This window comes from Kribbella sp. NPDC049584 (genome assembly GCF_040675555.1).
GTDB lineage: Bacteria > Actinomycetota > Actinomycetes > Propionibacteriales > Kribbellaceae > Kribbella.
The window spans coordinates 757,647-784,054 of record NZ_JBFAPF010000001.1 but is presented as its reverse complement, the minus strand read 5'-3'; the positions used below and the strand labels follow the sequence as shown (position 1 = coordinate 784,054).

The window sequence follows — 26,408 nt, the reverse complement described above, 5'->3', positions numbered from 1 at the left end:
TCGTTCCAGTACTCGTGTCATTGCCGAACCGACAGCCGGCCTGCGGTGTAACAGACGGTGATTGTCTACAATCAGGCATCGCCCGAGCTGCCACTCGACGATGTTGGTCGGCGGTGTCGCGTCCACCTCGTCCATGATTGCGTGACTTCGTGGGGGGCAAGCCCGTGGGTCCCATCGGAGACGGTATCCAGTCTCAGTGGGCACTCTGGCGGGGAGGTATCGCGCGCGGCCCGCGTGATCCCGTGCGACTAGAACTGCTCGGGCGAGGGTATGGAGCAATGCCGGACCTGGATCGAGTAGCTCGGTCCAGGTCGGCTCCGAAAGCTCCAGGGGCCGCAGTAGCAGCCATCTCGGCGGTGCTGAGGAGATTGCACCGTCCGTGTGCCACGGGAAGCGCCCCCGACCGAAGGTGCCGCTTAGGCTCCACTTGCGAACCGAACGGCGATCCGCGGCCTCGAGGCGCTCGGGTCTGCCGACCCGCCCTAAGGCAGCGAACAGTTCGCGCGCTCCACCAGTCGGCTCCAGGGTCAGGTGCCCACATGCGCTGAGAACAGTCATTTGCGCAGCGACGTCCGCCGACTGCGGATCGCTTCGCCCCATCGTGTCTCCCATGCCTGCGCACTGAGCCGATCAAGACTTGAGAGGCTGGCTCAGTGCGGCCACTCAACTGCGACTGCGCGAACCACGACCGTGGCGCTAAGGCGTTTCTCTACGACTCCCGCCAAGCCAACGTCGACGTGCGTAGGGCCGCGTCGGCAACGCGCATAGCGAACTCCGTCTTCAGCGCTGCGCGGGATGAGTCGATCCAGTCCTGGATCTTCTTCGCGCCGATTTCGCCGTATTCGACGGCTTGGATCAGGCACTCCAGCTTGTCGGCGTCCTTCGCGCAGATCGCTTCGATTGTGCCCTGGGCCTCGTACTCGGCTACCGCTTCACTGACGGACTGAGCCGCGCGGTTCGGCAGCCCAGCGACTTGGTCGGCTGTGATCGCTTCGTTTGGCTGGGCAGTCACGTATGGCTTCGCGCTATGAGGTATATCCCCGATTCTCGTCTCCTGGGAGTCATGCCACAGTCCGAGATATGCCGCTCGAGCGGGGTCGCCGCCTTCCTCTGCGGCGATCAGGGCGGCGAGTTGCGCGACCCGGAGGCTGTGCTCGGCGACCGACTCGGGGTCGCGGATGCCGGCGTGCCACCATCCCGAGCGCCGCAGCCGCTTGAGAACGCCCATCTCGTAGGCGAACGCCGCGGTGCCTGCCGCTTCCTCGTCGTACGACTCGCTCATGTGATCGCCCTTCGTCGCTAGCGGCCAGCCAACTGAGCCGCGAATCGTAAGTTTGCCAGTTCCGTACGAGCGTGACGGCTGAGGGCCGGGGTGTCGGCCCGGTCGACGACCTCGAATATGCGCTCGCGGAGGGCCGAGTTGGATTCCAAGAGGTCGCGTCGAGCCATGACGAGGCCCAGGAGGCTGTGAATATTCATCTCGGCGTTCTTAGCATCTGTGAGATGGCTCATCAGATGCTCAATCAGGCGACGGCCCGACCAAAGGGGCGAGCCTGAGGTCAACATCGTCTCGTCATTGGGGTACGTCTCCGGAATCTCGCCTAACCAGTACGCCCAGTATGTGAGCGCGCCCAACAGTTGGTTGCTCTCCGAGAGGGTGCCCTGGATGAAGTGTCGGACTGGTTCCACGTCTCCTTGTCTAGCAAGAGCCAAGCTCGCGGATCGTGTCGCGATACCTCCTGGTACGTCGCGAATGTCGAGCGCTCGGACTGCGATGCGCCGGTGCTGGTCCGCCAGCCAGATGGCCGACGACGGCCGGGTATCGAATCCCAGCATGTAGGTCGCTTGCCGACGGATCAGCTGTGTTCGCTCGTCTGCCGCCTCGGCAGACACCAACATCTGGTCGAAGAACGACTGTCGCTGCACAGCGGTCAACTGAGGTTTGTCCGCAGCCGGGCCGCGGGACTTTGGCAGCGGAAGGTCGCGGACAGCGGACGGCACGACTCCGGTGAAGGGCCATGTGGCGAACGCGACGAAGTCTCGGCGGTGTACGGCGTGGCCGAGTGGGTTATCACGAGTGGACATCGGCGCGCCGCCGGCGTTGATGCAAGTAGCAAGCAGTTCGTCAGCCTCGACCGCAAGCGGCAACATCGAGACAGCGCTTACCGGTGCACCGAGCGCAGCCACGGCGCGTCCGAGCCGGAGCAGCTCGGAGCCCCTCAGCGCGCACAGCGGCCGGCGTCCGCTTTCCCAGCCCTGAATTGTGCTGTCATCGACGGCGAGCTCCTCGGCCAGCTCAACCTGGGTAAGCCCGAGCGAGCCTCGAAGTAGCTTCAGCAGGAACCCAGCAACAACCCCGATTTCCGGGCCGTCCGGGAAACCCTGCATGCCGGTCAGGGTTCGCGATCTCACCACCGCGTCAGCCGCCTCCGCATCGCGCGCGGGGTCGGGAAACCCGCACTAGCAGTCAGTTCCTCGCTGGTCACCACCAGTATTCACTAGTTCGTGTGGAAACGAGAGCGACAACAGCCCCGGCGGATCACTCAGGTTCCGACGAACTGCCCTTTCCCGCTGCCAACTGTTCGAGCCGAATCACGCGTTCCCGCAGCTCTCTGACTTGCTGCTCCAGATCTGGTGGTTCCGAAACGTTGATGTCTGAAGTGGCAACGAAGACTCCGACTCCCTGGGTGCTCCGAAGTAGACCTTCGCGACGAAGAAGTTCGATCGCTCGGCGCACCGTCATCGTGGCCACACCTAGCTCCTTCGCGAGTTTGGGTCCCGTCGGAAGCCTGTCGCCCGGTCTGAGCTCGCCGGACACGATCGAATCGCGAATCGCCTGCGCGACTTGGAGATAGGGGGCGCTGGTTGAGGTCTTGTCCAACTTCATAGCTGAACGGTAGTTCGCGCTAGGTCAGCTAGTCATGTCTAGCGGCGAACTGTTGTCGGTAATAGTTAACTAGCCTAGACTAGTCCAGACTAGTCTTCTCAAAGGAGCAGCAATGCAGAACGCAACGGACTTCAAGCGGCAGTGGCTGACGATCGCCGAGGTTGCGACGGAGCTAGGGATGGCCGAGATGACTCTCTATCGAGCGATTGCGGCAGGCGCGTTCCCGGCCGTACGCATCGGCCGTCGCCTCATCATCCCGGCGAGGGTCCTCGATCAGATGGCGGAGGCCGCGGTGACGACCGGTCGGGTCGTGTCCGCCAGCGAGTTTCGCGTCGAGGCGTCTTGAGACCGCTCATCGAGCAAGACCCGACTGTCCAGCGAACAAACCAAGACCGGCCCCGCACAGGCGCCAACCAGAACAGGGCCGGTTCTCCCATCACTCAGCAACGAGTTCGAGAGGTCTACAGCATGACTGACGCAGTACGGGCCGGCATGGAGTGGGTGCCGCGGTTCGGGATGTTGGAAGTTCCGTGCGACCGTGCGGAGCTGATCCGTGGGTTGTTCGAGCTGGCGGCGTGGGTGGCGGATCACCCGGAGCTGTCGCTGCCGATCGTGACCGGTCGTGTCTACACGGGCGACGGTGACTGGCCGGCGAAATGCCGGGTCGTCGACCAGGTCGCCGAGGCCCTGGGAGAGGTTCCGGTCGAAGACGACGGCCGCTACACCGTGCACAAGGCCTTCGGGCCGATCGAGTTCTACAGCACCGCGATCACCTGCCAGGAAATGGCTGCCTTCCATGCGCACATGTCGTACGCGGCCAACGTGCAGCCCGACCCCGCGGCGGGTGGTGCGCGATGAGCGATCACACGCCGATGGATCTCGCGTGGAGGATGCACGACTCGGCTGCGCAGGCGATTGACAAGGCGGACACGAAGGCCGGATTCGCCGCGACCGTCGAGACCGCGCTCGCCGCGGTCGTGCTGACCTTGGTGTCGCAGTCGCACGGCGCGCCGCTGGTCGAGCGGGTGGCGTTCGGTCTGGCGCTGGTGGCGTTGGCGGTGGCGTTGGGTTCGGCGTTGCTGGTGGTGGTGCCGCGGCTGTACCGCCCGGCTGATGCGTTGGTGCCGGGGGAGTTCTTGTACTTCGGCGCGGTGCGTCGTCGCTCGGTTGAGCAGTTGCTCGAGCGCCATATCGACCCGCAGATGATCCGGGACAAGGTGGCCGACCCGTTGGTAGCGGTGGCTCATCAGGCCAAGCGGCTGGCCGATATTGCGTGGGCGAAGCACCGGTGGCTGCGGGTGTCGGTTGTCGCGGTGGTTGTGGGTGCGGTGTTCGCGGTGGCCGGTGTGTTGATCGGTGGTGCGCGATGATGCGGCGGCCGACGCGGACTGAGGGGGCGATGGTTCCGCAGTTCACCCTCGTCATGGGCGTGGTGCTGGCCGCGGGTGTGGCTGCGGTCGTGTGGGGCAAGACGCCGGCGCTGACCGAGTTGGGGTACTGGGTCGCCGCGACGGGCGCGGTTGGGCTGGTGACGGCGGGGCTGTTGTTTTGGCGGTTGCTGCACGGCGCGCTGATCGCTGGCCCGTTGTGGGTGCTGCTGGCCGGGGCGATCGGACTGCGGCTCGGAACGCCGGGCGGCGTCGCCGGGTGGGTGATCGGCGGCGGTGTCTTGCTGCTGATCACGCTGGGCGTGGTGGCGGTGAACCGCCCGGTCGGCGGCGGTCTCGCGTTCGCGCTATGGCTGGGCTACGCCGCGCTGGCGCTGCGGGCGCTGCCGTCGACTGTGCAGGCGTCGCAGCGGTGGTGGCAGCTGCTGCTGGCCGCGGCCGTGGTGCTGCTCACCACGGCGGGGTTCACGTTGCGGTCGCGGTCCAGCTCGCGCGGCCTGCTGCGGCGCCTGGGCCGCGCCGGCCGGGTCACGGACGGGCTGGCGTCGGGGTGGGATGTGCGGCGGGTGTCGTCGGCGCGGATGCTGCGCAAGAAGGCCAAGATCGTGCGCCCGTCGCTGGCTGACGTGCCGGCGTGGAAGCGGCGGTTCGTGCCGCTCACGCAGATCGGCGCGACCGTGGCCACGGTCGGCTGGGTCAAGGTCCGGTCCTCGGCCGAGGATCACACGCTGACCGTCGCGGGGCCGCGCGCTGGCAAGACCGGCCTGATGATGAACCACTTGTTGGACGCGCCGGGCGCGGTGATCGCGACCTCCACCAAGACCGACATTCTCGACATCACCCGCACCCAGCGCGCCAAGCGGGGACCGGTGTGGGTGTTCGACCCCGACGGTCTCACCGGCGACGGGTCCACGATCACGTTCGACCCACTGACCGGCTGCACCGATCCGGGCGTGGTGATGGACCGCGCATCGGACCTGCTCGACGGGGTCGGCGCGAAGTCCGACGACGCCGAGCACTGGCTCAACCTCGCGCGGCAGGCGCTGACCGCGTTGATGCACGCCGCCGCGCTCGGCGGCTACACGATGGCTGACGTTCAGCGCTGGATCGCGCACCCCGACGACCAGGCCAAGTCCGACGCGCTGTGGGAGCTGCGCGTGGCGAACGCGACGGGGTTCGAGCAGCAGGCGATGCAGTTCTTCACCAACAACGAGCGCACCCGCTCCAGCATCTCCACCACGATCATGCCCGCGCTGAGCTGGTTGTCCGTGCCGACCGCTGCCGCTGCGGCGGCGCCGGGTGGCGTGCCGTTCGATGTGGAGCGACTGCTGGCCGAAAACGGCACCGTCTACCTGCTCGGCGCAGAGGACAAGAAGACCGCGCCGCTGGTCACAGCCCTGACAGCGCACATCGCCCGCCAGGCCAAAACGCTCGCCGTCCGGACGCCGGGTCGCCGATTGGACCCGCAGCTGACGATGGTGCTCGACGAGGCCGCGCTGATCTGCCTGATCCCGCTGGACCGCTGGACAGGTGACTTCGGGTCCCGGGGGATCACGCTGCACATCTCCGCGCAGTCCCGCTCCCAGCTGCGGGACCGGTTCGGCGAGGCCGCCACAGGCGCGCTTCTGACCAACGTCACCACGAAGGTCGTCCTGGCCGGCACGTCCGACGACGACGATCTGCAGTTTTGGTCGACACTGTGCGGCGAGCGGCTGGAGCAGGTCGCGACCCGCGACCGAACCACCGGCGGGGTGTCGATCAGCGACCGCCGCGTCCCGGTCCTCACTCCGGGGCAGGTCGCGCAGTTGCGCGCCGGGCAGGCGCTGATCATCACCCGCGGCATGCCGCCCGCCATCGGGCGCGTCAAGATGGCGTGGAACCGGCTCGACCTGCGCATGGAGCGGTTCCACAACCGTCGCAGCGTCCAGTGGACGGCCCGCCAGGTGGCGGCACTCGAGAACTGGGCCGGTGCCCGGCTGCTCACCGATGCCGCCTGGCTACGTGACCAGGTCATCGCGACACTCGACAGCGCAAGCCTGACCCGGCGCCGCGTCACCGGGCCTGTTGCCCGCCGCACTGTCGCCCGGCTCGATGCCGCGCTGACGTGGCTCGAGGTCAACGACCCCGCTCGTGAGGTGGTCGCCCGACTGCGCCTGGCCGGCGCGATGCGCAAGGCTCGCGCCGGGCTCGCCGCTCGCACTGGGCGCACGGTGGATCGGCAGGTCCGTCGATGAAGTGGCCAACGGCAACCAACGGATCACCGGCCGCGGAACTGCGCGCCTACTACGGCTGCGCCGAGGTCGAGGGACGCGGCCTGAGCGCCGTGCCTGCCTATGACGAGCGCGGCCGCCCGACCGGGCTGGTTGCGATCGATGCTGATGAGTTCTGCGACTGGCTGGACGACTACATGAACGAGCTGTTCCAGGGAGATGACTGATGCAGTACGACGACGAGAAGGACCCCGGGACCGCCGCGCTCGCCGCGGTGGCCGGGCTCGCCCGCTCGGTCGAGGCCCTGACCAGGGACGTATCCGCGATGAAGGCGGGTCTGAAGCAGACCGCTTCCAAGACCGCCGTCGCACGGCTGAACGACACCGTTGCCTCGCTCGGCAACACCGTTGCCTCGTTCGAGGATCTGCTGACGCGGCTCGCGGCCAAGCCCAGTACCGCCCGCGGCCTGGGAACAGGCGCCGACGCCGGCCCCGACGCGGAGCCGGTGCGGTCGTGGCTCCGCTTGCCGGAGCAGGACGAGGCCGCACTGCAGACCGTGCTGAGCGAACTGCTGCCGTGGATGGAATCGACCTATCTGCGCTACGCGACCGCGCAGGAGACGCTTCCGCCGTGCTGGCTGTGGCACCCCGAGATCGTCGAGGAACTGCTGTGGCTGATGGACGCCTGGACTGCCGCCTACGAGGGCGAGGAGGCGTCGAACAAGCTCGTCGGTGACTGGCACGACCGGCAACGGCCTGGCGTGACCCGCCGTATCGGCGAGTACGTCCCGGCGTGTGACGTGCTAGCCCACCGGGACCCCGCCGGGCAGCGCGCGATCACCGTTCCGCTGGCGGCCGACGCCGACCAGTTCGTGACCTGGTGGGCCACGGCCCGCGACGACAACGGCCCGGCCCCGACTCCGGAGCAGATCAAGCGCGGTCGCCGCGGCGACCGCGGCTTGGCCGCCGTACCGAACACCGCTGGAGGCCAGCGATGACCACCCTGTCTCTCAACCTGCCCGGCGTGTTCGACGCAGGCACGGTTACCTGGCCGATGATCGCCGCCGGCGGCGCCGGACTGCTGCTTCTCGCCGCAGTCCTCACCGGCTCGATCTGGGGAGCTCGGCGCGCGGTCCGTCCCGTCGCTGCCGCGATCGAGGCCGGGCGGCTGACGACCCGGCGGGTGCTGATCACGGTGGCGATCCTCGCGGCACTCGGAGTCGCCGGCGTCGGCGGCGCCCGCTCGTTCGGCGCCGTGTCGGCCAAGTTCGACAGCCCGCTGGTGCCGTTGGTTGCCGACGGCATGATCGTGGCCTGCACCGCCCTGCGGCTGGCCGCGCTCACCCGCGGATGGCGCATCCCGGGCGCGCTCGTCACCACATACGTGTTCATCGGCGGCACCGTCTGGCTGAACATCGACACCGCCCACGGCATCGCCGACGCGCTCGCGCATGCGCTCGCCCCGCTGGCCTACGCCGTACTGGTCGAGATGCTGGCACACCTGCTGCGGCTGCACCTGCGGCTCGCGCAGCCCGCCAAACCGCGGCTGTCGGCGCTGACCTGGCTCACCTCGCCGGTGATCACGACCCGCGTCTGGCTGCACCTGTCGCGGACCGGAGGTGACGACCCGGCCGGTGCCAGGGCACTGGTCCAGCAGGTTGTCCGTATGGCGTCCCGGCTGGCGACGCTGTGCCCGAGCCACCGCCTGTGGCCATTCGACGCCGCCCGGTCCGCCCGGACGGCCGCACTGCAGACGATCCGCGACGGGCTGCTGACGGCCAGCGAACTGGCAGGTCTACTTCCGGCCGGCGGACGGCTCACGCCGGGCGAATTGCTCGCGCTGGTCGATTCGGCCGCGCTCAGACTCACCGGCCCAAGCACACCGCATGAGACCACCGCCACTGACGTGTCCGGCAGCACCGAGCGCATCGAGCAGCCGAACGCACCTGTGTGGCTGTTGGCCTACCTGATCGGTGCACTCCGCACCGCATCGACAACTGCACCGACTAGTGCACCGGTGCACCACCCGGCCCGCACCGCACCGACCGCACCGACTGCACCGGCGCACAACGACGCCCCGAACGGTGCACCCGCACCGGTGCACGCACCGCACCGCACCGACCAGCCCACAGAGACCGCCGACACCGCACCGCGCAAGACAGATTCACCATCGGACGCCGAGCTACTCGACGCAGTGGTGCGCCACGCAGCAGAGCACGGCGGTGCGCCCCTCGGACAGCGCGAGATCCGCCGCGCCACCGAGGAAGCCTTCGGGCGGCCGGTCGGCTTTGGCCGCGCCAAGCGCCTCCAGGAGCTGGCGGGATGGGCCGAGCCCGCCGCCACAGACACCGCCGCTGAGACCGCCACTGTGCCCTCACCTGCTCCACAGGTCCGTGGACAACGCCAACTCGTCAACGAGACCGGCGAAAACGAACCCGACAACAACTCCGCCGACGAAAACTCCAGCCGCGAACTCGAATCGAGCAGCAGCCGATGAGCATCCACAGCACGAAGTCAGCGACCAGCAATCAGTTCAGCAATCGACGCGCAGCGATCGCCATGAAGCCGACCCAGCCGATGAGCGATCTGACGATTCAGCAGCAGCCAGCAGGCAGCAGCGAGACCAAGCGCAAGAACGAAGAACTCAGATCACACCTAGGCATCACGATCAAATGGAGCCTCGACTCCGCTTCGCGTCGTCGTATCGGCTTGCCGCCTGCTGCGGCTGGCGCTCTCGCGCCGGTTGAGTTCGGGGGTGCGGCATGGCTGTAGTGAGTGTCCGCAGTGGTCACCGGGCCGACTACCTGACCGGCGCGGTCGCGTCCGGCCGGGAGAACTACTACACCGGCGCAGTCGCGGCCGGCGAGCCGCCCGGGCGCTGGTTCGGCAAGGGCGCTGAAGCGCTCGGACTGACCGGCGAGGTCGATGCGCAGGACATGACCGCGCTGTACGAGCGGTTCATCGACCCGCGCAGCGATGCCTTCCGGGACCCGGCGCGGTGGGACGAGGCCGAGACCCTCGGCCACACCGGCCGCAACTACAAGTCCGAGGAGCAGGTGTACGCCGATGCACTGGCCAAGGAGCCCGGTGCATCACCGGAGCGCCGCGCCGAACTGCGTGCACTGGCGGGCAAAGCGGTGCGCAAGAACGTGTCGTTCCACGACGCCACGTTCAGTCCGCAGAAGTCGGTGACCGTCCTGCACACCGCGTTCGAGGCGCAGGAGGTGCAGGCCCGCACCGAAGCGGAGCGAGCGCGCGGTGCACTGGCCGACGCCGAGCGCGCCGGCAACCGGGCAGCGGTGCACCTGCACCGCACTGCGGTGCAGCGCGCGGAGCGGGAAGCGGTGCACTGGGGCAAGCACCGCCAGGCGGTCGAGGACGCGATCTGGGCAGGCAACCGCGCTGCGCTGAACTACCTGCAGGACAAAGCCGGCTACACTCGCGTCGGTCACTTCGGGGGAGCGTCCGGCCGCTGGGCCGACGCGCACGGCTGGACGATCGCATCCTTCTTCCAGCACGACAGCCGCGAGCACGACCCACAGCTGCACATCCACAACGCGATCCTCAACCGCGTGCAGGGACCGGACGGCAAGTGGCGCACGGTCGACTCCAAGGCGCTGCACCGGGTTCAGCCCGCGGCTGCGGCCGTCGGCGAGCGGGTCATGGAACAGCACCTGATCAGGGCACTCGGCGTGCAGTTCAAGACCCGCCCCGATGGCAAGGCCCGCGAGATCGTCGGAATCGACCAGGCCGTGATGGACCTGTTCTCCTCGCGCCGCAAGGCGATCACGAAGAAGACCGCGCCGATGGTGGCTGCGTTCGAGGCCAAGAAGGGTCGCGAGCCGAACAACCTGGAGCTGGCCTACATCCAGCAGCAGGCGTCGCTGGCGACCCGCAAGGCCAAGTCGCACACCGGTGAGACCGTCGAGCAGCGCCTGGAGCGGTGGGACCGTCAGCTGCGCGCCGAGGTCCGCGGGGGACTCGGCAAGGTCGCCCGCGATGTGCTCGCGTTGCAGCAGCGTCAGTGGCTGCCCGGCCGGATCAACCCGGCCAAGGTGCTTGAGACGGCCTTGGCCGAGGTGCAGTCCAAGCAGGCGACCTGGCGCGCTGCGGACCTGACCCGGGCGATCAGCGACGCATTGCCCGACAATCTCGGCAACATGCGCCCGGCCAGGATCGAGCGGCTGCTGGACCGGCTGACCGAGCGCGGCCTCAAGCTCGCGCAGCAGGTGGACGCGGATCGGCCCGGCCAGAGTCCCGACGAGCTCGCGGCGCTGCCGGACGAGCTCCGCCGCGGCGATGGCTCGTCGGCATACGCCGCACCGGGCGCGACCCGGTACGTGACCCCGGATCACGTCAAGGCCGAACGGCAGCTCGCCGCGTCCGGTTACGCCCGTGGCGCTGCCGCGATGAGCCCGCCGTGCGCTCAGGCGTTCGTGGAGCGGCTGCCTGCCGATGGTCTCCAGCTTGGCGCCGATCAGGAGGCCGCGGTGCGCGGCGTTCTCACCTCCGGGGCGAGGGTCGAGACGCTCGTCGGCCCGGCCGGCACCGGCAAGTCCCGCGTCGTCGGCGCGCTCGCGAAAGCGTGGGAAGACCCGAGCCTGTGGGGCGGACAGCAGCGCCGGTTGGTCGGGCTGGCGGCGTCCCAGGTCGCGACCGAAGTGCTGGCCGCCGACGGCGTCACCGCGAAGAACATCACCCGGTGGCTGATGACCCAGCAGGGGCTCGCCGACGGCTCGGCCGCCACCGAGGACCAGGCGTGGGCGCTGCGCGACGGCGACCTGGTAGTCGTGGACGAGTCCGCGATGGCCAACACCACTGACCTGGCCCAGATCCAGACGTACTGTGACGCCGCCGGCGCCAAGCTGCTGTTGGTCGGTGACCACCGTCAGCTCGCCGCGGTCGGCGCCGGCGGCGGCATGCGGCTGGTCACCGCCAACGCGCTGCACCACGAGCTCAGCGAGACCCGCCGCTTCACCGCCGGATGGGAAGGCCCCGCGTCGCTGCGGCTGCGCGAGGGCGACGAATCGGTGCTGGGCGAGTACCACAAGCAGGGCCGCATCCTCGACGGCGGCCACCTCGAAGCCGCGCAACGGTCCGCGGCCGACGCGTGGCTGGCCGACCATCTCAACGGGCGCCACGCCCTGCTGATCGTGGACACCAACGCCCAGGCCGCCGAGCTGTCCGCGCAGCTACGTGCCCGGCTGGTCGGGTACGGCCAGGTGGACGACGAGCGCACCGCCTGGCTGTCTTCGACCGGCAACCGGGTCGGCGCCGGCGACCTGATCCAGACCCGGCTCAACGCGTGGCACCTCAACGGCTACCACGGCAACAAGCGGGCCGCGTTCAACCGCGACGAGTTCAAAGTGGTCGAGGTGCTGGACGACGGCAGCCTGCGGGTCGCGCCGCTGATCCGCGGCACCCGTCAACCCGTGCCCGGCGAAACCATGGTGTTGCCCGCGCAGTACGTCCAGGACTGGGTGTCGCTGGCCTACGCCGCCACCGTCCACTCCTCCCAAGGCCTGACCGTGGACTCCAGCCACCTGGTCGCCACCCAGAACACATCCGTGTACGCGCTGTACGTCGCGATGACCCGGGGCCGGGTCGCGAACACCGCGCACGTCGTCACCCAGTCGCTGGCCAAGGAAGCTGAGTACGGCGAAACCAGCACCGCAGAGAAGCGGACGGCCCTGTCGGTGCTGCGAGGCGCATTCGACATGGACGACCCGCAGCTGTCGGCGTTGCAGACTGCCGCCGAGGACGCCGCCGAAGCCAACCGGCTCCGCACACCCGCGGAACTGCTGGCCGACGGGATCGCACTTGCTACCGCTGGCCGGACTGCCAGTTGGCTGGACGAACTGACCGACGCCGGGGTGCTCACGCCCGATCAGCGCACGAAGCTGGCGGTCGAGGACGGCGCCGGAACGCTCCAGACGCTCCTGCGCCGGGTCGAGCTCGCCGGGCACGACCCGCGCCAGGTCCTGACGGACGCGATCCAGCAGCGTTCACTGCACGACGCCCGCAAGATCAGCCATGTCATCCAAGACCGGATCAAGAACGTCACCGGCAACCTCGATCCGGTCGGCGACAGCTTCGCGGATCGGCTTCCACACGTCGATGACCCGAAGTGGTCGGCGTACCTGTCCAGCCTCGCCACCGAGGCCGACCGTCGCGGCAAGCAGCTCGGCGAGCAAGTCGCCGACGAGCGACCCCAGTGGGCAATCGAAGCGTTCGGCGAACCGCCAACCGCCGCCGACGTGGACGAGCGCAGCGCCTGGACCGTGCGCGCCGGCATCGTGGCCGCGCACCGCGAGGTGATGGGCCACGAGACCAGCGATGACGCACTCGGCAAACCGCCGAAACCCGGCCAAGTCGAGCAGTACGCCTCGTGGCGCGCCGCGTGGCGAGCGCTCGGCAAACCGGAAGCCGACCGCGCGGAGGCCGAGATGTCGAACGGCCAACTGCGGGTCCGGGTCCGAGCCTACGAGCGCGAGAAGGCATGGGCACCGCCGTACGTCGGTGAGGAACTCGCCGGCACCCGGCAGGCCGCCGAGCGCGAGCGCCGCACCGCTGCACTCCGAATCGCCGAAGCCGACGCCAGCGACGACGAGACAGCCAGAGAGCAGCTGCGCACCGAAGCCGAGCAGGCCAGAGCGCTGGCCGAGGCGCTCGACGCCCGCGCCGCCGAACTCCAGGTCGCCGACGACGCGCGCGCCGTTTGGCTCGCCCACACCGCCGAGACCCGCGCCGCCGCCGAACGCGCCGCCTTCGAGTTGGAGAGCCGCGGCGTCGACAACACCGACGACGGACCCACACCGGAGGAATGGCTCGACGCCGACGAAACGCACAGCGATCTGGCTGTAGTCGATGAGCACGACTTGACCGAGGTTGCCGAGGCCCGTGCCCGGGACTTCGCCACCGCCCGACCGGGCGACGAGTTCGTAGAGGCTGAACTCGTCAACGATCAGCTGCCGAGCAGCGTCGAGAACGTGGCGCTGGACGAGATCCCAGACGCCGAGATCGTCGTCGACCATGTTGACGGCGAGCAGATCCGCGCGTCCGCGGAGCCCGATGAAGTCGCGTCGGAGGCCGCACGCGAAGCCCTGGCCCCGCTCGACATCCGCGAAGTCGCCGCCGACGAGGAACAGGTCGCGGAATCCGATGTTCCACGCGTCCCAACGGCGGATGAGACCGCCGAGGCGGTACGCCGCGCGCAGCGGGCACTGATCGAGATTCAGCACCGCCGCGAAGCCGAACAACGTCAGTCCGACGACGAAGCCGCGCGCGAGGAAGAACTCGCCCGGTGGCATCACGACGACCACACCGCCGACTACGCGCCGCACGCCGACATCAGCCGCGGCGCCACGGAGGCACAGACAGCCGAGGACAGCGAGCCAGTCATGGAACTCGGCAGCTACGACGACTAACAGCGCAGTCCAGGCTCTCCCGCCCTTGGCGGGCGGGAGAGCAACCCGACCTTCGGTCGGGCGAAAGGCCTTCTGTGGCTGGGTTTGGCGGGCGGTGCCAGACCGCCCCCTCCGAATTCAAGGGGTTCTCGCCTGGAGGACGGCGGCGCTCGCTGCGCTCGCTTATTTCCTTGTCCACCAACCGAGAACCCCTTGACTTCGGAGCCTCTAGCGGCCTGGCAGACGGCAGCTGCCGGCAGGCCCCAAAGGACGGGGCTGCCGTCACACAAGCCCACCAGCTGGAGGCGACAGATCCCATGAAGACCAAGAGGACCAAACGAATCAAGGGCGTGTCCAAGACTGCATGCCAGCCCTGGTGCACCACGTCACACAAGTGCGGCTCGCCGTACTGCTGCCCTGAGGTCTACACCGTCCAGAACCCGCGCAACAGCCTGATCCGTAAGGGGACCAAGCGATGAGCAAGGCCCGTGTTGCTACGCATCGTCCAGCGCCGGTACGGCGGCGATTCCGGCACGACACCCTCGTCGCCGTCGACCTGTTCTCCGGCTTCGGTGGCCTGAGCCAGGGGATCGAGCGAGCTGGGTTCGATGTGATCACCGCCGCGAACCACAACCCGTACAAAGTCGAGGTGCACGAGGCGAACCACCCTGGCACCGAGCACTGGATCGCCGACCTCGTCGACCCGGAGTCGGCCGATTACCACGATGCCCGGGACCTGCCGCCCGGCGATCTCCTCGCCGCCGGCGTTTCGTGTGTGAACCATTCGCAGGCCAACACGCAGAAGGCCTATGAGCAGGGCCTGACCCTGTTCAACTTCGACGACCCGGACTACGAGGCGCGGGTGACACGGTCCGAGCGCGACCGCGCGACGGCCAACTGCGTTCTGCACTACGCCCAGAAGCACCACCCGCGTCTGATCCTGGTCGAGTGCACCACCGAACTCCAATCATGGGGTCCGCTCGTGCCCGGGAAGAAGAAGGTCGGTGACGGCTCCACCTACCGGTGGTGGCTCAAGCAGTTCGACATCGAGGGCTACAACCACAAGATCCTGTTCCTGAACTCGATGTTCTTCGGGGTCGGGCAGTCCCGCGACCGCTGGTACGGGGTGTTCTGGGACAAGACACTCCCCGCGCCTGATCTGGACCACCGACCGCTGGCGTGGTGTAAGCACTGCGAGACCGTCGAGAAGTCCTTTCAGGCGTGGAAAACCGGCATCCCAGCCACCGGCTCGGTTCGTTACGGCAAGCAGTACGAGTACCGCTGCGAGCGGTGCCGCAAGCCAGTTGTGCCGCACTACACACCGAGCCTGGACGCGCTCGACCTGTCGAACCTCGGCACCCGCATCGGCGACCGGGAAAAGCCTCTCGCCGCCGCCACGATGGCGCGAGCGGAGCGGTGCCGTCAGCGGTTCGCGGAGTTCCCCGCGGTGCTGATGCCGGCCAAGTCCGCGCACGGCTCCGAGCGCCACCCATTGCAGCCGATGTCCACACAGACCAGCCAACAGGAGACCGCGATCCTGTCCACCGGCACCTTCACTGGCCAGGTCATGGTTGCTCACCGCCACAACGGCGACGGGCAGCACATCACCCTCCCCATGGACACGGTCACCGCTACCCACGAAAAAGCCGTACTGCTTGCCGTCGACAACTACCAAGGCACCGGACGAGGAGTCGACGAACCGCTCCCGACACAGGGCGGCTCAGAGACCATGGGCCTGGTATCGACCGGGGTCCTGCCGTTCCGGAAGAACACCACGCCGACGGTTCACGCAGAAGCCATGCCGACCGTCACGGCCGAGCAGATTCCCGGACTGCTGTTCACCGGCTGGTACAAGCAGAACGGCTCGACCGGCACCGAGACCGCGCCGCATCCGGCGACTGACCCGTTCGGCACCCTCACCTCCCGCGACACCACCGCGCTTCTGGCCGCCGAGTGGCGCGAGACCCTGCGCGACCTGCGGCTCGAGGACTGCTACTTCCGCATGATGGCCGCCCATGAGATCGGCCGTGGCTGCGGCTTCGACGTCACCTTCGGCAACCACCGCGGCACGTACATCGTGTGGGGATCGGCCCGCGACCAGGTCGACGGCTACGGCAACGCCGTCAGCCCACCGGTCGGCGAATGGATCGGATCCCGTCTCCGCGCTGTCCTCCACCGCGAGGACCACGCCTGACACCGGACAACCCGGGGGTGCCGCGAGGAGCAGGCCACGCCGGCGGGCACCTCCCAGCAGCCAAAACTCAACCTTGTAAGGAGAACACCCATGGCGACACAGGTACACCAACCCACCCCGGCCGATCCGTCAGGGGCCGGTTACAACCAGCCGAACGACTTCCACCTCGCCGTCGAGGTCCGGTGACCATCAAGGTCCGGATGTCCGGAGAGCCCGACGAAATCGCCCGCCTCGTGGACCATCTCCGCGGCCACTTCGAGGTCGCCGGCAGCGACCGCGCCTACCCCAACCGCGGCTCCTTCGGCGTCCGCGTCTACCTCGAACTGCGCGAGAACACCGCACACGACGACCGGAGCGCACCGCAACAGATCCGCAGCGAACGAGTCCACCCCCGCCGAAGAGAGGTCGAACCGTGAGCACTGCCCGGCCACAGCGACAAGTTACCGATGCCGGCCACCAGGCGCTCAGCCGCGCCGCGCACTGGCACGCCGACCAAGGCTTCTCGGTCTTTCCGCTGGCGCCCGGACGCAAGACCCCGGCCGTGGCTGACTGGGAAGCCGCTGCCACCACCGACCACGTCTCGATCGCCCGCACGTGGCGCAAAGCGCCGTACAACATCGGCGTCGCAGCCGGACCGTCAAGGCTACTTGTCGTGGACCTGGACCAGCCCAAGGACCCGAGTGACGAGGTACCCGCACGGTGGCGAGAGCGCGGTGCGGCAAGCGGAGCCGACGTACTCGCACTCGTGGCCGCCGACCATGACGATGAATCCGTGCGCCCGACGTACACCGTCGCCACGCCGTCGGGAGGACAACACCTCTACTACCGCCAGCCCGAAGGCGAGCAACTCGGCAACAGCGCCGGCCGCATCGGATGGAAGATCGACACCCGCGGACACGGCGGCTACGTCGTCGCCGCCGGATCGATCACCTCCGACGGCCGCTACCTCGCAGCCGTCACCATCGCACCGCAGTCCTTGCCCGGTTGGATCATCGACGCCCTCGACACCCCACCGCCAACCAGCAAGGCACCCACCGAAACCTGTGCACTGAGGAACGCCAGCGCCTACACCCTCGCAGCGCTCGCCGGGGAACTCGAGAACGTTCTGGCCGCCACGCCAGGCCACCGCAACGACACCCTCAACCGCGCCGCCTTCGCACTCGGCCAACTCGCCGGCGCGTTACTGCTCGACCAGCACACGGCACGCGACGAACTTCTCTCGGCAGCTGCCCGTATCGGTCTACCGCACGCCGAAGCCGAGCGCACGATCACCTCAGGACTCACCGCCGGCGCCCGCCACCCACGCCAACGAAGCGCCTAACGGCGAAGGGCTCTCAGGGAAGCCGTTCAGCGCTTCCCTGAGGCCCATCCCGGCACGGACACATCTAGCCAGTTTGCTTGGCAGAAGTCTGTTCCACCTCGATCGGGGGAACACCGGATCGACGCCAGGCCCACGCCAGCGTCGCGAGTGCGCCGTCCTCGAAGCCCGGCTGTCCGGGGGCGCTGACGGCGACTGCACGCTCTGCGGCCTGAGTCTCTACCTCGACCAACTCTTCGTACGCGTTCTCAGACGTATCAGTGATCGGAGCATGGGCCCACTGACGCACCGACCCGCCCGGGCGCTGGACCGTGACGATCGCATTCGCGAGCCAGCGGCAAGTCACCTGCACACCGGTCAGGAAGGAGTCCTCGGGAAGTCCCGCAGCCTCCTCCGCATCACCGCGCCTCTCTGCTGTCCACCACAGCCGCGCGAACTCGCGCACCGGAACGTGCAAGTTCCCCCGCGGTATCCGCTCGAAATCCCGGGCAGTCAGCTCCATACCACAACACGATCCCACCAGCCGCCGACAGTTTCCACCCTTGTCAGGTCGAGACGCGGGCGTCCGGAGAGCGGGGTGATCGCCTGGGGCGGAGTGTCGGGCTGGGTACTGGATGCCAGAAGCAACTACTCCGGACGGGAGAAGGGACGCACAGTGGCTGAGGCGAAGTCGAGCCGTCACAGCGGCGAAGAGTGGACTGAGCACCAGCACCGGCAGTTGCGTGAACTGGCCGGTGCAAACACGCCCGTTGGAGTGATGAGCGTCAAGCTTGGCCGCTCCGAGGACGCGATCCGGTCCAAGGCGCAGGCCGAGGGAATCATCCTCTCGCCACCGAACCGATCGCCGTACGGCGACATGAGCTGATAGCCAAGCGCATGCTGGTGCCGTGGGCGGCGTGTGGCGGTGCGGGAAGTGCGACGGGGCGAACGTTCCGGAGCACCACCGGTTCTGCCCACAGCGTGACACCCGGCTCACGGTACGGCGAGTGATCATCGTGGTCTGGCCGCCCTTCCGCCGGCGCGAGAACAGACGAGACAGTGACACCGGCCAAGCCACGCCGTGAGGCGCCGCCTCCGCATGTCCCGGCCGATCTGGCCGGGCCCGTCGAGGTCGCCCTGGCGAAGTCCGCGAATGAAATCCCCGGCACGCATGCCCTACCCGGTGGTTCACGCTACGAAGTGAAATGGGACGGCTACCGCGTCGCGATCGTCCGTGACGGTGTCGGCGCGCGGTTGTGGACCCGCAACCGCAACGACATCAGCGACCGCTTCCCTGACATCGTCACCGCCGCTACGCGGCAGCTGGCCGCCGGCATCGTTCTGGATGGCGAGCTGGTCGTCCTCGGCGCGGATGGTCGCCTGAGCTTCGACGCCCTCCAGCAGCGTCTCGTGACCAGCCCGGCGAAAGCGCGCAACCGCGCCGCTGAGGTGCCTGCCGCGTATGCGGCCTTCGATCTGCTCGCGAGCGGGGGAGTGGATCTGCGCACCCAGCGCTGGACGGTCCGCAGGCAGCGACTCGAGCAGCTCGCAGGCTCCTGGGTACCTCCGATGCAGCTGACACCCGTCACCGACGACCTGGACGAGGCCCGAGAATGGTTCGAGGTCCTGCCCGACGCGATGGGTGTCGAAGGCCTCGTGATCAAAGGCGCCGCCACTCGCTACACCCCCGGCCGCAGAGACGCCTGGATCAAGGTCAAGCACCGCGAGACCCGCGAAGTCATCGTGGGCGGCGTACTCGGCTCGATCACCCGCCCGGAAGTCGTGATCGCCGGCGCGTACGACGCCGACGGCATGCTGACCGTGATCGGCCGCACCGTTCCACTGAAGCCGGAACAGTCGGCCCAACTCGCCGCGGTTCTGAAACCCGCCAAGCGCGGCCACCCGTGGCCCGACGAGATCAGCTCGCAGCGCTGGGGCGGCCGAGACAGCAAGAAGCCTCTCGTGAAGGTCCAGCCGACCGTCGTCGCCGAGGTCAGCGCCGACGCCGCGACGCAGGGCGGCCAGGTCCGTCACGGCATGCGGTTCGTCCGGGTACGGGCCGATCTCCGCCCGGAAGATCTTCCGACCGTTGGCTGAAGGCTGCCGCAGGCAGCCCGACTAGAACATGAGTTCGATTAATGTCATGATGAGGTCATGGTGGGACGCTTCAATGTCCGGCCCGGGGACAACGGGGACGACGACTGGCTGGTGTGGGACAACGCGGTGAACGGTCACCGCGGGCGCTGCGCGACCGAGGTCGAGGCCAACGCGCTCGCCGCGGACCTGGAGCTGCAGTACACCGTCCACGGACCGCGCGACCCGGCGAATGTTCGCCGCGTCGACCCACCGATCACAGTCGATGCCTGGACGCCGGGCGCCGGCCAGCTGGACGCCTGGGTCAATGAAGGGGGCCGCTGGCTCGGCCGTGTCCGGCGCGCCGACGGCCGAGTGTCATTCATCGATCAGAACGACATCCGCCCAGCCCCCGGCCGCGACGGTGTCGCGACCAACCACGCGAACAACAGCGACTGATGCCCGGGGCGCAGCGCGAGTCCGTCATCACCCTGGTCGGTGGGCCCTGGGACCGGATGGTCTACTACGCCTCCGACTGGGAAGACACCCGGCGCGCCGCGGAGAATATGGGGCGAACACCCTACGAGTTCTGTGGCTGGCCGCTCGCGTACCGGCAGGAGACTCCCGGCAGCAGTCGATGGATCTGGACCGCCAGGCACGACTGGCCGAGGAAAACGCCTCCACCCGCGGCCGTCGACTGAGTGTCGCCAGTCCCGGGCCTGCCTGCCGACGGGGCCTCCCGCCTCGACGCCATGCGGGCGGCGGCTCCACCCGCCGGTGGCTCCGGGCCGGGGACTGGCGACCCTCAACAGTTTCGCAGGGATTACCTGGCCGGCTCGGGAGTTATCCACAGCCCGGTGGCATGACTCCGGGTGCACCAATGAAGCTGGGCGGCGACCGCCGCCCCAACTTAGCCCTCGAGTTCTGCCCACTCCGGTAGCGGAAGCGCATCGAGCCACGGCTCGAAGTCCCTTACACCCATGTCTAGAAGGAGGACCGTGACCCAACTCCGAGCCAAGGCGTCGAGATGCTCAACCGAGTTGTCGAGCGTTCGTGATCGTGCGAAGTAGCCCCCGTGCAATTGCTGGTCACCGTCCTTCGGGAAAGGATCGGTGCTGAGTACGCTTGACACCCGAAGTTCCTGGCGCGGTTGGAGCCAGGCCTCCCACGGGGCGAGCTCGGTTGGCTCTTCCGCGTCCAGAGCGTGCGCGACCGCCTGACATGTCGAGGACACGGCCAAGAGGCCAGCGAGCAATGCGGAGCGCAAGTTCTCAATCGCCATCTGGGGAACTGCCGGGCCGCGGGGGAGCCAACGCAGCCCGACGAGAGCTGACAAGTTGCGTCCGGCGAGCTGGATGAATGCCGAAGCCTGCACCGGCGTATCGCCGGCGGTCAAGACCGTCGCTGGTTTGCCGAGTACTTGATCTACTTCCGGTGCCTGGAGTTTGACAGTTCTCGAGCGGGCTTCCGTGATGTGCCATTGCGTGGGCAAGCTCATGCTCCGGAGAGCCGGCGCGATCCCCCAGACGGTGTCCGGCAACGAAGATTCCTGCAGTGCATCGAGGGCCGCCGCTCTTGCGGATGACGTTAGCCATTGACGGTCCAGGATGCGGCGCGGCAACCTCAGTCCGCCTGCTACACGCACTGTAGCCACAGCACCGTCCGCGTCTGGCCAGAGGGGGAGCTCTGACGGCGCCGTCAAGGCATAGTCTGCGGATACGTTCTCCGCGTTACCAGAGTGGTCTCGGGCGACAAGGTCGAGCAGCCGCTGGCGGTCGGCGGCGACTGACGCGCCAGGGATCCGGTATAGAGCCTTTCCCTTGACGAGCACCGGGTGCAGTACGCGATCAGCGTTGACTCGAAGTACGACGATTAGCCGGTCGGTGTCCGGCTTTGCAACTGCGATCACTTCGGGCAGCGCCCCAGGGATGGTATCCCGCATCTGCGTGACCAGAGTGTCATGCTCAGAACGGGGGACACCGGCGAGTCTGTCTTCGCCTTGAGCATCCTCCCTAACGCCGACGAGGACGAGTCCACCGTCAGTGTTGCTCAGCGCCGCCACCGCCTCCACGACGTTGTTACCGTGGCGCTTCTCCTTGATCTCAAACGTCAGGGACTCGGTCAAGAGATTGGCTGCCTCGGCCTCAAGGACAAAACGGCGTACAGCGTCGTAGTCGACGTCGTCGGCAGGCAAGTCGTAGAGCGTTGTAGATGCCACAGCCGAACTCTAGATGAGGCTGCCAGGCCCGCCGTTTCCTCTTCCAGCGGACCCTGCAGGCATGCTGTCTGACGGCCGCCGAGCGAGCGCTGTTGCGGCGATCTGGGTTCGCCTCATGCACTCTGTCGTCGACGGGCATCGTCCGTGCTGCCGGTCGCACGCTGGGACGCCGCGATGGCACGACATGCTTTGGGGTTCGGCTCTTCAGGTGGAGCGGGCTGGTTCCGCGGCGATGCTGACCACAACGTCGTGGCCGAGCGAGGGGTCGCCGGCGACGTGAAGGCCAAGGTCCGTGATCCGACCGTCTCTAGGGTGCCATTCCCGGTCTGGCCGGGTGCGGCCAAGGAGTGGCTCGAGGGCGTCGATGGTGGGCTTCCAGAGGGTAAGCCAGTTGCGGTGTGGGCCGACGACGAAGGAGAGTTGCAGATGCACGGCCCCGTCTGGGATCTGCGCCGCGTGCCTCACCGCAGCTCGCACCTGCTCTTTGTAGGCCTTGCTTTGGGCCGAGGCTGTGGTGCGAACCGTATAGGTCGTGCCGGGTCCGGGCGTCTCGTGCGCGGGTGCGACGAGAACACACGATGTCTCGACGTGCCGCTTGGCGCACCAGACCGAGACCAGCTCGGCATTGCGCAGCCGAGCGGCCAGGGGGAAGGCATAGTTATCGAGGTCGGCAGCGTCGAGCAGGTCGCGCCCGGCGGGTAGGCCGACCTCGAGCAGAAGCGCCCAGGGGCCGGTGACCACCATGGAGGGCGCCAGCAGTTCGGCGGTGTCGTTGAGGTACTCCCGGAGCCGCAGCTGGTCGGGGTCTGTCGCCTTGTTCCAGCTGGCCAGACGTGGGCGTTTCCTGAGGTTCAGAACTTGGCCTTGTGGCCGGGCGTACCAACGTGTCACGGTCACGACCGATGTACCGTACCGGTCTGGTCGACCCACCAGACCTCGATTTGCGCCGCAGCAAGTGATCCGGCCGTCTCGGCATGCAGGTCGCGGTAGCGCGGAAAGTCCGGCAACGCGATGACGCTGCGCCAGCTCGGCTCCTTGCCCCGCAGTCGCATTGCGGCCAGCACGGCCTGGGAGTACCAGTGGCCAGCCTGGGTGCTTGGGCTGGTGCGCTTAACCTCGCTGGCACGGTTCGGGTCCGCGTAGCCGCGGCTGGGGAATCCCTTGACCTCGACCCCAATTGTCTGGTTGTCGCGCGCCGCGATCACGTCGATGCCGTGTTCCTTAGTGGCAGTGTTGGCCACCGACAGGATCCGCCATCCGTCGGTTGCGAGCGCCGTCACGAGGGATGCCTGGATGTTGGCCTCCGTGTGCCACTCGGCCGACGTCTCAGGCGCTTCGCGGGGCGGCGCCTCAGTCCGCGTGGCAGGAGGAGTGTAAGGGGCGCGGGCGATGGGTGGCGCTGTTCGCGGTACGAGGTCGCCGGCGACCTCGTAACCGAGTGCGGACAGGTGCCTGCGAGCGGTGTTGGACATGAATTCCGATCGAGGGACGCCGGTGGCGACCTCGAATGCCTGGGTAACGGGGAACCATGTGCCGTTGACCCTCACGGCATGCTTGCGGATCGTGTCAGGCGCAACGCCGGTCAGCCGGTTCGCGACGTCCTCGCGGGACAGGTCGTAGTGGTGACCGTTAAGGATGAACCGGATCGACGCGCGACCGTAAGTGTCCATGGCACGAAACTACGGCAGCCGGCCGAGAAGGGGGAGGCATTCGCAGCTTACGAGCGGCGCCGGCGACGGTCAGCCCGGGCAGACTCATGACACGACGGCGTCCCGGTCGGGCTCGTGGTGCAGGTGGTGGTGCGTAGTGGTGTCAAATCAGGGGGCTAGCGAGGCGTGGTGCGAGTGCTACCGCAACCAAAGTCGCTGGTAGAGGCTGGATGAGGCGGTGACGTTCCTCCTCGTAATGAGAAGGTCGTCGGTTCGATTCCATCTGCTCCGCGGGCGGGCCGCCTACATGGGGGCACTCGCGGCAATGACTGCTAGTGCTTCGTCACCGGAGCCTCCGTTGGGTGCGGGAAACGCCGGATCGGCGTCTCCACCCGCAATCGAAAAACTATCCACTATACACAGCTCGAACGCATTGTCGGTGAAAATTCCGCTCAGTTGGTAACCATGTATATCTCCTCCCCTGGAGATTGAGCGAACGTCTGCTTCGCAAGCTAGTCTCCACCAGACCGAAAGATACTCCTCTGCGCGTTCCTCGAGGCCTGCTCTTGATGTCGCAATAAGCGCGCCTAGTGCACGCAGGTCGTGACTAAACCACTGAATTGAGGAGTCCGTAGGCGGCGCTATATCAGTTCTCGGAACCACCTGATCCCTTCCAAAGCGATCGTTATACAGAAACGCCATCTCACGTAACAGTGGAAAGCGTTTAGAAGATCCCAAAATGCGGTCCGCGGATGTTTGGACGAACTGACCGAGTGTGGCGGCCTCCTTCATGTTTAGGCCGCTGTGAGGATGGTAGTCGTAATAGATCTGGAAGGGCTTATCTGAATCCTTGCTAATCTTGGCAGACATCTGGTCCAGGCCCGCTCCGCGAACCATCGCGAAGTTCGACACCGCGACGCTTACACCAACGGTTCGGAGTGAGGTGCGGTTGCGTTCGATAAATCGCAACGCTTCGAGCGCTTCTTCCTTGGTCTCCGTCGGATAGCCCGTTATGAAGTTTACCTGCGCGGCGATCCGTTCCTGTGCGCACCACGCGAGCACATTCTCTGCATGCTTAAGATCGGTATTCTTTTTCATGATCTGCTGAAGGCGGTCCGTCGCAGCGTCCAAGCCAAATATCAGCCGCCTGCAACCGCTACGAGCAATCGTCTGGACAACTTCAAGCGTCCAGGCCCGGTGGATGCGCCCAAACACCATCCATCGGTAGTCACATCCATGTGACTCGAGCTCCTTGGCAAGCTCACGCCCGAAACGTGGCTCCAATGCCTCATCCACAAAATGAAAGTGCTGACAATGATACCGATCAGCAAGTGACCGAAGGTGCCGCACAGTCGTCACGGCGTCGCCGTAGACGAATCTCTCGTAGGTCTTGTAATGCACGCAATACAGGCACTTGCCAAAGCTGCATCCACGCGAGGTGATATAAGGAAGAATTAGCGTCGGAAGGAAGTACTCATCAAGTGGTAGGTCGTCGAAATCTGGACATACTTCGAGCAATGCTCCCTGATCGCCTGTTGCTTTGCCTTCAAGGCGATCGATGATGTCCCCGAATTGAGCTTCGGATTCGTACGGCAAGTAGTCGTCAATGAGTGAATCGAACGGCTCCTGCGATGGCAGATCGTCCTTCAGTCTTGTGACCATGCTGCCGCCGGCATATACCGGGAGATCCCAATGTGCCTTCACGTGGCGCGCCACGGTCATTCCTGGGATCAACTGTTCATCGAAAGCAAACGAAAGGCCCACCACATCTGGTGCGAAGTCCCGGATCTCCCCATCAACCCACTCAGGCAGAAGGTCGCGGAATGGGTTTTCTCCGGAATCTGCGGTAGCTGCCCAAATATCCGAAGGTTTGGCTGTACTGTAGCGCGTCCGCAGCTGGGATAGCCCCAGATCAGTGTCCCCGAAGGAACAACTGTAAAGATCGAGTGCATCTTCCAGGATCTTGCGCGCCCAGAGAAATCTGCCGTAGTCGTAGAAATCCTCCGAGCGAAAGACGTCGATCGCCTCCGCCACATGCTCGAGAATGTATGGCGAGCGGATCACGGCACACGCCTTCCGATACAGTTCTATTGCTTCTGCCGCGTCCAGAGCCTCACATGCGTCCAACTCGCGGACCCTGTCGCTCAATGCCGGCACGACACTCGACAAGGTCTCCTGTCGAAGTATATGCGTGTAGAAGCGGAGATTGAGATCAACGACTCTACATTCGTGTCCCCGGCGTATGAGTTCACCCTTCACCAGCGGCAGCGATAGATACGGGTGCAGCGGTCGACATTGCGGTGGGAAGAATAGGAGAACTCGCATCGGTGCCTCCGTCACTAATTACTCGAAACCTTATGGATGCTGGTGTACACCTGACAGCACGTTGTCACGGAACATATCGGCAACCCACCCATGGCCGAAGACGGAGTCAAAGACGCCGCCCTGTCGATGAAGGTTCTTCATCTGCTCTCTGTAGGAACGCGAATATTCCAAATCAGATGATGATGCCGGTTCACTCACCATTGCCTCAGAACCAGCGATCCAGGCGGCGAGGGCATCCTGGCCGGCCGTCAGTGAGGCGACGATTGTTTGCTCGGTGGCAAGGTGGATCTCGCGAATCCCGCGGAATCCTCGCGGCCAGTCTTTGGTCATCAGCGGTTGAGGCATTTTGTGTCGCTGCTCTGTCACAACAGCATCGAGTTGAGTTACCGATCCGCCCCGCAGTCCAACAATAACCCCTAGCGAACCTAGGCTACTTTTAAGGTTCAGGTTGACCACAAGGTATGGATAGGCAGAGTCGACCGAAGGCTCTCCGAGCCAGGCGATGATAGACGACATGTGGGGGATCTCGCTCTCGAGTGAAAAAGCCACGAGCGTTCTTCCATCACCTGCTTTCCAAATTGCGACGCGATAGACCGCGAGACGCGGCGACCCAGACGGATCGAGAATAAGGCGCTCGCCGCCGTCTTCGCGGCTGAGTGCGAATCGAGCCCCAAGGTTCTCGGCAACATGGGCGTTCAGGTCGCGACTGGCCGCCATTAGAACGTCGACCATTGGGGCGTCTGCGGTCATCGGAGGACCCAC

General features: G+C 66.7%; 23 protein-coding genes. 14 read left to right on the top strand and 9 right to left on the bottom strand.

The window, feature by feature from the left end; genetic code table 11:
* Window positions 1-709: 709 nt before the first annotated feature.
* The 3 genes from AB0J62_RS03910 to AB0J62_RS03900 all read right to left on the bottom strand — a co-directional run bounded on the left by AB0J62_RS03910 (window position 710) and on the right by AB0J62_RS03900 (window position 2,887).
* The gene (locus tag AB0J62_RS03910) at window positions 710-1,282 is read right to left on the bottom strand and encodes an HD domain-containing protein (RefSeq protein WP_363864120.1); all 573 of its coding nucleotides are present in this window, start codon (window positions 1,280-1,282) and stop codon (window positions 710-712) included.
* Between the two features lie 17 nt (window positions 1,283-1,299).
* Window positions 1,300-2,388, bottom strand: coding sequence for a helix-turn-helix transcriptional regulator (locus AB0J62_RS03905; protein ID WP_363864118.1), 1,089 nt, complete (start codon window positions 2,386-2,388; stop codon window positions 1,300-1,302).
* A gap of 151 nt (window positions 2,389-2,539) precedes the next feature.
* A complete protein-coding gene (locus AB0J62_RS03900) occupies window positions 2,540-2,887 on the bottom strand; it encodes a GntR family transcriptional regulator (RefSeq protein WP_363864116.1) in 348 nt (115 codons plus the stop codon).
* A gap of 112 nt (window positions 2,888-2,999) precedes the next feature.
* Between AB0J62_RS03900 and AB0J62_RS03895 the strand changes: the two genes are divergently transcribed.
* From AB0J62_RS03895 to AB0J62_RS03840, 12 genes are all read left to right on the top strand, one after another.
* Window positions 3,000-3,233 carry a helix-turn-helix domain-containing protein gene (locus AB0J62_RS03895; protein WP_363864114.1) on the top strand — a complete coding sequence of 78 codons (234 nt, stop codon included), beginning with the start codon at window positions 3,000-3,002 and terminating at the stop codon, window positions 3,231-3,233.
* Window positions 3,234-3,355: 122 nt separating this feature from the next.
* A complete protein-coding gene (locus AB0J62_RS03890) occupies window positions 3,356-3,745 on the top strand; it encodes a hypothetical protein (protein WP_363864112.1) in 390 nt (129 codons plus the stop codon).
* Window positions 3,742-4,257 carry a Pycsar system effector family protein gene (locus AB0J62_RS03885; protein WP_363864110.1) on the top strand — a complete coding sequence of 172 codons (516 nt, stop codon included), beginning with the start codon at window positions 3,742-3,744 and terminating at the stop codon, window positions 4,255-4,257. Before AB0J62_RS03890 ends, AB0J62_RS03885 begins: the two co-directional genes overlap by 4 nt.
* Before the next feature lie 29 nt (window positions 4,258-4,286).
* A complete protein-coding gene (locus tag AB0J62_RS03880) occupies window positions 4,287-6,509 on the top strand; it encodes a type IV secretory system conjugative DNA transfer family protein (RefSeq protein WP_363864108.1) in 2,223 nt (740 codons plus the stop codon).
* Complete coding sequence (locus AB0J62_RS03875) at window positions 6,506-6,712, top strand: hypothetical protein (protein WP_363864106.1); 207 nt, start codon at window positions 6,506-6,508, stop codon at window positions 6,710-6,712. The genes AB0J62_RS03880 and AB0J62_RS03875 overlap by 4 nt, the downstream gene beginning before the upstream one ends.
* Window positions 6,712-7,482 (top strand): hypothetical protein, encoded by a 771-nt coding sequence (locus tag AB0J62_RS03870; protein ID WP_363864104.1) that lies wholly within the window; start codon window positions 6,712-6,714, stop codon window positions 7,480-7,482. Before AB0J62_RS03875 ends, AB0J62_RS03870 begins: the two co-directional genes overlap by 1 nt.
* The gene (locus tag AB0J62_RS03865) at window positions 7,479-8,981 is read left to right on the top strand and encodes a DUF2637 domain-containing protein (RefSeq protein WP_363864102.1); all 1,503 of its coding nucleotides are present in this window, start codon (window positions 7,479-7,481) and stop codon (window positions 8,979-8,981) included. The genes AB0J62_RS03870 and AB0J62_RS03865 overlap by 4 nt, the downstream gene beginning before the upstream one ends.
* Window positions 8,978-9,256: a hypothetical protein gene (locus tag AB0J62_RS03860; RefSeq protein ID WP_363864100.1), complete on the top strand. Its 279-nt coding sequence runs from the start codon at window positions 8,978-8,980 to the stop codon at window positions 9,254-9,256. Before AB0J62_RS03865 ends, AB0J62_RS03860 begins: the two co-directional genes overlap by 4 nt.
* The gene (gene mobF, locus AB0J62_RS03855; protein WP_363864098.1) at window positions 9,247-13,911 is read left to right on the top strand and encodes a MobF family relaxase; all 4,665 of its coding nucleotides are present in this window, start codon (window positions 9,247-9,249) and stop codon (window positions 13,909-13,911) included. Before AB0J62_RS03860 ends, mobF begins: the two co-directional genes overlap by 10 nt.
* Before the next feature lie 454 nt (window positions 13,912-14,365).
* Window positions 14,366-16,084, top strand: coding sequence for a DNA cytosine methyltransferase (locus AB0J62_RS03850; protein ID WP_363864096.1), 1,719 nt, complete (start codon window positions 14,366-14,368; stop codon window positions 16,082-16,084).
* A 182-nt stretch (window positions 16,085-16,266) separates the two neighbouring features.
* On the top strand, window positions 16,267-16,500 hold the full coding sequence (locus AB0J62_RS03845) for a hypothetical protein (RefSeq protein ID WP_363864094.1): 234 nt from the start codon (window positions 16,267-16,269) through the stop codon (window positions 16,498-16,500).
* Window positions 16,497-17,405, top strand: coding sequence for a bifunctional DNA primase/polymerase (locus tag AB0J62_RS03840; protein ID WP_363864092.1), 909 nt, complete (start codon window positions 16,497-16,499; stop codon window positions 17,403-17,405). Before AB0J62_RS03845 ends, AB0J62_RS03840 begins: the two co-directional genes overlap by 4 nt.
* A gap of 64 nt (window positions 17,406-17,469) precedes the next feature.
* Here the strand turns inward: AB0J62_RS03840 and AB0J62_RS03835 are convergent, their stop codons facing one another.
* The gene (locus AB0J62_RS03835) at window positions 17,470-17,904 is read right to left on the bottom strand and encodes a hypothetical protein (RefSeq protein ID WP_363864090.1); all 435 of its coding nucleotides are present in this window, start codon (window positions 17,902-17,904) and stop codon (window positions 17,470-17,472) included.
* A 536-nt stretch (window positions 17,905-18,440) separates the two neighbouring features.
* Between AB0J62_RS03835 and AB0J62_RS03830 the strand changes: the two genes are divergently transcribed.
* Together AB0J62_RS03830 and AB0J62_RS03825 are read left to right on the top strand one after the other, a co-directional pair.
* Window positions 18,441-19,478, top strand: coding sequence for an ATP-dependent DNA ligase (locus AB0J62_RS03830; RefSeq protein WP_363864088.1), 1,038 nt, complete (start codon window positions 18,441-18,443; stop codon window positions 19,476-19,478).
* Between the two features lie 57 nt (window positions 19,479-19,535).
* Window positions 19,536-19,913 carry a hypothetical protein gene (locus tag AB0J62_RS03825; protein WP_363864086.1) on the top strand — a complete coding sequence of 126 codons (378 nt, stop codon included), beginning with the start codon at window positions 19,536-19,538 and terminating at the stop codon, window positions 19,911-19,913.
* 451 nt (window positions 19,914-20,364) lie between these two features.
* Here the strand turns inward: AB0J62_RS03825 and AB0J62_RS03820 are convergent, their stop codons facing one another.
* The 5 genes from AB0J62_RS03820 to AB0J62_RS03800 all read right to left on the bottom strand — a co-directional run bounded on the left by AB0J62_RS03820 (window position 20,365) and on the right by AB0J62_RS03800 (window position 26,396).
* A complete protein-coding gene (locus AB0J62_RS03820; RefSeq protein WP_363864084.1) occupies window positions 20,365-21,672 on the bottom strand; it encodes an ATP-binding protein in 1,308 nt (435 codons plus the stop codon).
* 204 nt (window positions 21,673-21,876) lie between these two features.
* Entirely contained in the window at window positions 21,877-22,569 is a 693-nt protein-coding gene (locus tag AB0J62_RS03815; protein ID WP_363864082.1) for a hypothetical protein, read from the bottom strand.
* Window positions 22,566-23,342: a hypothetical protein gene (locus AB0J62_RS03810; protein ID WP_363864080.1), complete on the bottom strand. Its 777-nt coding sequence runs from the start codon at window positions 23,340-23,342 to the stop codon at window positions 22,566-22,568. Before AB0J62_RS03810 ends, AB0J62_RS03815 begins: the two co-directional genes overlap by 4 nt.
* Window positions 23,343-23,624: 282 nt before the next feature.
* On the bottom strand, window positions 23,625-25,355 hold the full coding sequence (locus tag AB0J62_RS03805) for a radical SAM protein (RefSeq protein WP_363864078.1): 1,731 nt from the start codon (window positions 25,353-25,355) through the stop codon (window positions 23,625-23,627).
* A gap of 321 nt (window positions 25,356-25,676) precedes the next feature.
* Window positions 25,677-26,396, bottom strand: a complete 720-nt coding sequence (locus AB0J62_RS03800) for a hypothetical protein (RefSeq protein WP_363864076.1) — start codon at window positions 26,394-26,396, stop codon at window positions 25,677-25,679.
* Window positions 26,397-26,408: the final 12 nt, after the last annotated feature.

Bases quoted from the DNA above. Each gene is read 5' to 3' on its own strand.
- AB0J62_RS03850 (WP_363864096.1), top strand. From the start codon at position 14,366: ATGAGCAAGGCCCGTGTTGCTACGCATCGTCCAGCGCCGGTACGGCGG.
- AB0J62_RS03890 (WP_363864112.1), top strand. From the start codon at position 3,356: ATGACTGACGCAGTACGGGCCGGCATGGAGTGGGTGCCGCGGTTCGGG.
- AB0J62_RS03860 (WP_363864100.1), top strand. From the start codon at position 8,978: ATGAGCATCCACAGCACGAAGTCAGCGACCAGCAATCAGTTCAGCAAT.
- AB0J62_RS03800 (WP_363864076.1), bottom strand. From the start codon at position 26,396: ATGACCGCAGACGCCCCAATGGTCGACGTTCTAATGGCGGCCAGTCGC.
- AB0J62_RS03865 (WP_363864102.1), top strand. From the start codon at position 7,479: ATGACCACCCTGTCTCTCAACCTGCCCGGCGTGTTCGACGCAGGCACG.
- AB0J62_RS03810 (WP_363864080.1), bottom strand. From the start codon at position 23,342: ATGGACACTTACGGTCGCGCGTCGATCCGGTTCATCCTTAACGGTCAC.
- AB0J62_RS03825 (WP_363864086.1), top strand. From the start codon at position 19,536: ATGGTGGGACGCTTCAATGTCCGGCCCGGGGACAACGGGGACGACGAC.
- AB0J62_RS03880 (WP_363864108.1), top strand. From the start codon at position 4,287: ATGGTTCCGCAGTTCACCCTCGTCATGGGCGTGGTGCTGGCCGCGGGT.
- AB0J62_RS03835 (WP_363864090.1), bottom strand. From the start codon at position 17,904: ATGGAGCTGACTGCCCGGGATTTCGAGCGGATACCGCGGGGGAACTTG.
- AB0J62_RS03870 (WP_363864104.1), top strand. From the start codon at position 6,712: ATGCAGTACGACGACGAGAAGGACCCCGGGACCGCCGCGCTCGCCGCG.
- AB0J62_RS03900 (WP_363864116.1), bottom strand. From the start codon at position 2,887: ATGAAGTTGGACAAGACCTCAACCAGCGCCCCCTATCTCCAAGTCGCG.
- mobF (WP_363864098.1), top strand. From the start codon at position 9,247: ATGGCTGTAGTGAGTGTCCGCAGTGGTCACCGGGCCGACTACCTGACC.
- AB0J62_RS03875 (WP_363864106.1), top strand. From the start codon at position 6,506: ATGAAGTGGCCAACGGCAACCAACGGATCACCGGCCGCGGAACTGCGC.
- AB0J62_RS03885 (WP_363864110.1), top strand. From the start codon at position 3,742: ATGAGCGATCACACGCCGATGGATCTCGCGTGGAGGATGCACGACTCG.
- AB0J62_RS03905 (WP_363864118.1), bottom strand. From the start codon at position 2,388: ATGCAGGGTTTCCCGGACGGCCCGGAAATCGGGGTTGTTGCTGGGTTC.
- AB0J62_RS03895 (WP_363864114.1), top strand. From the start codon at position 3,000: ATGCAGAACGCAACGGACTTCAAGCGGCAGTGGCTGACGATCGCCGAG.
- AB0J62_RS03910 (WP_363864120.1), bottom strand. From the start codon at position 1,282: ATGAGCGAGTCGTACGACGAGGAAGCGGCAGGCACCGCGGCGTTCGCC.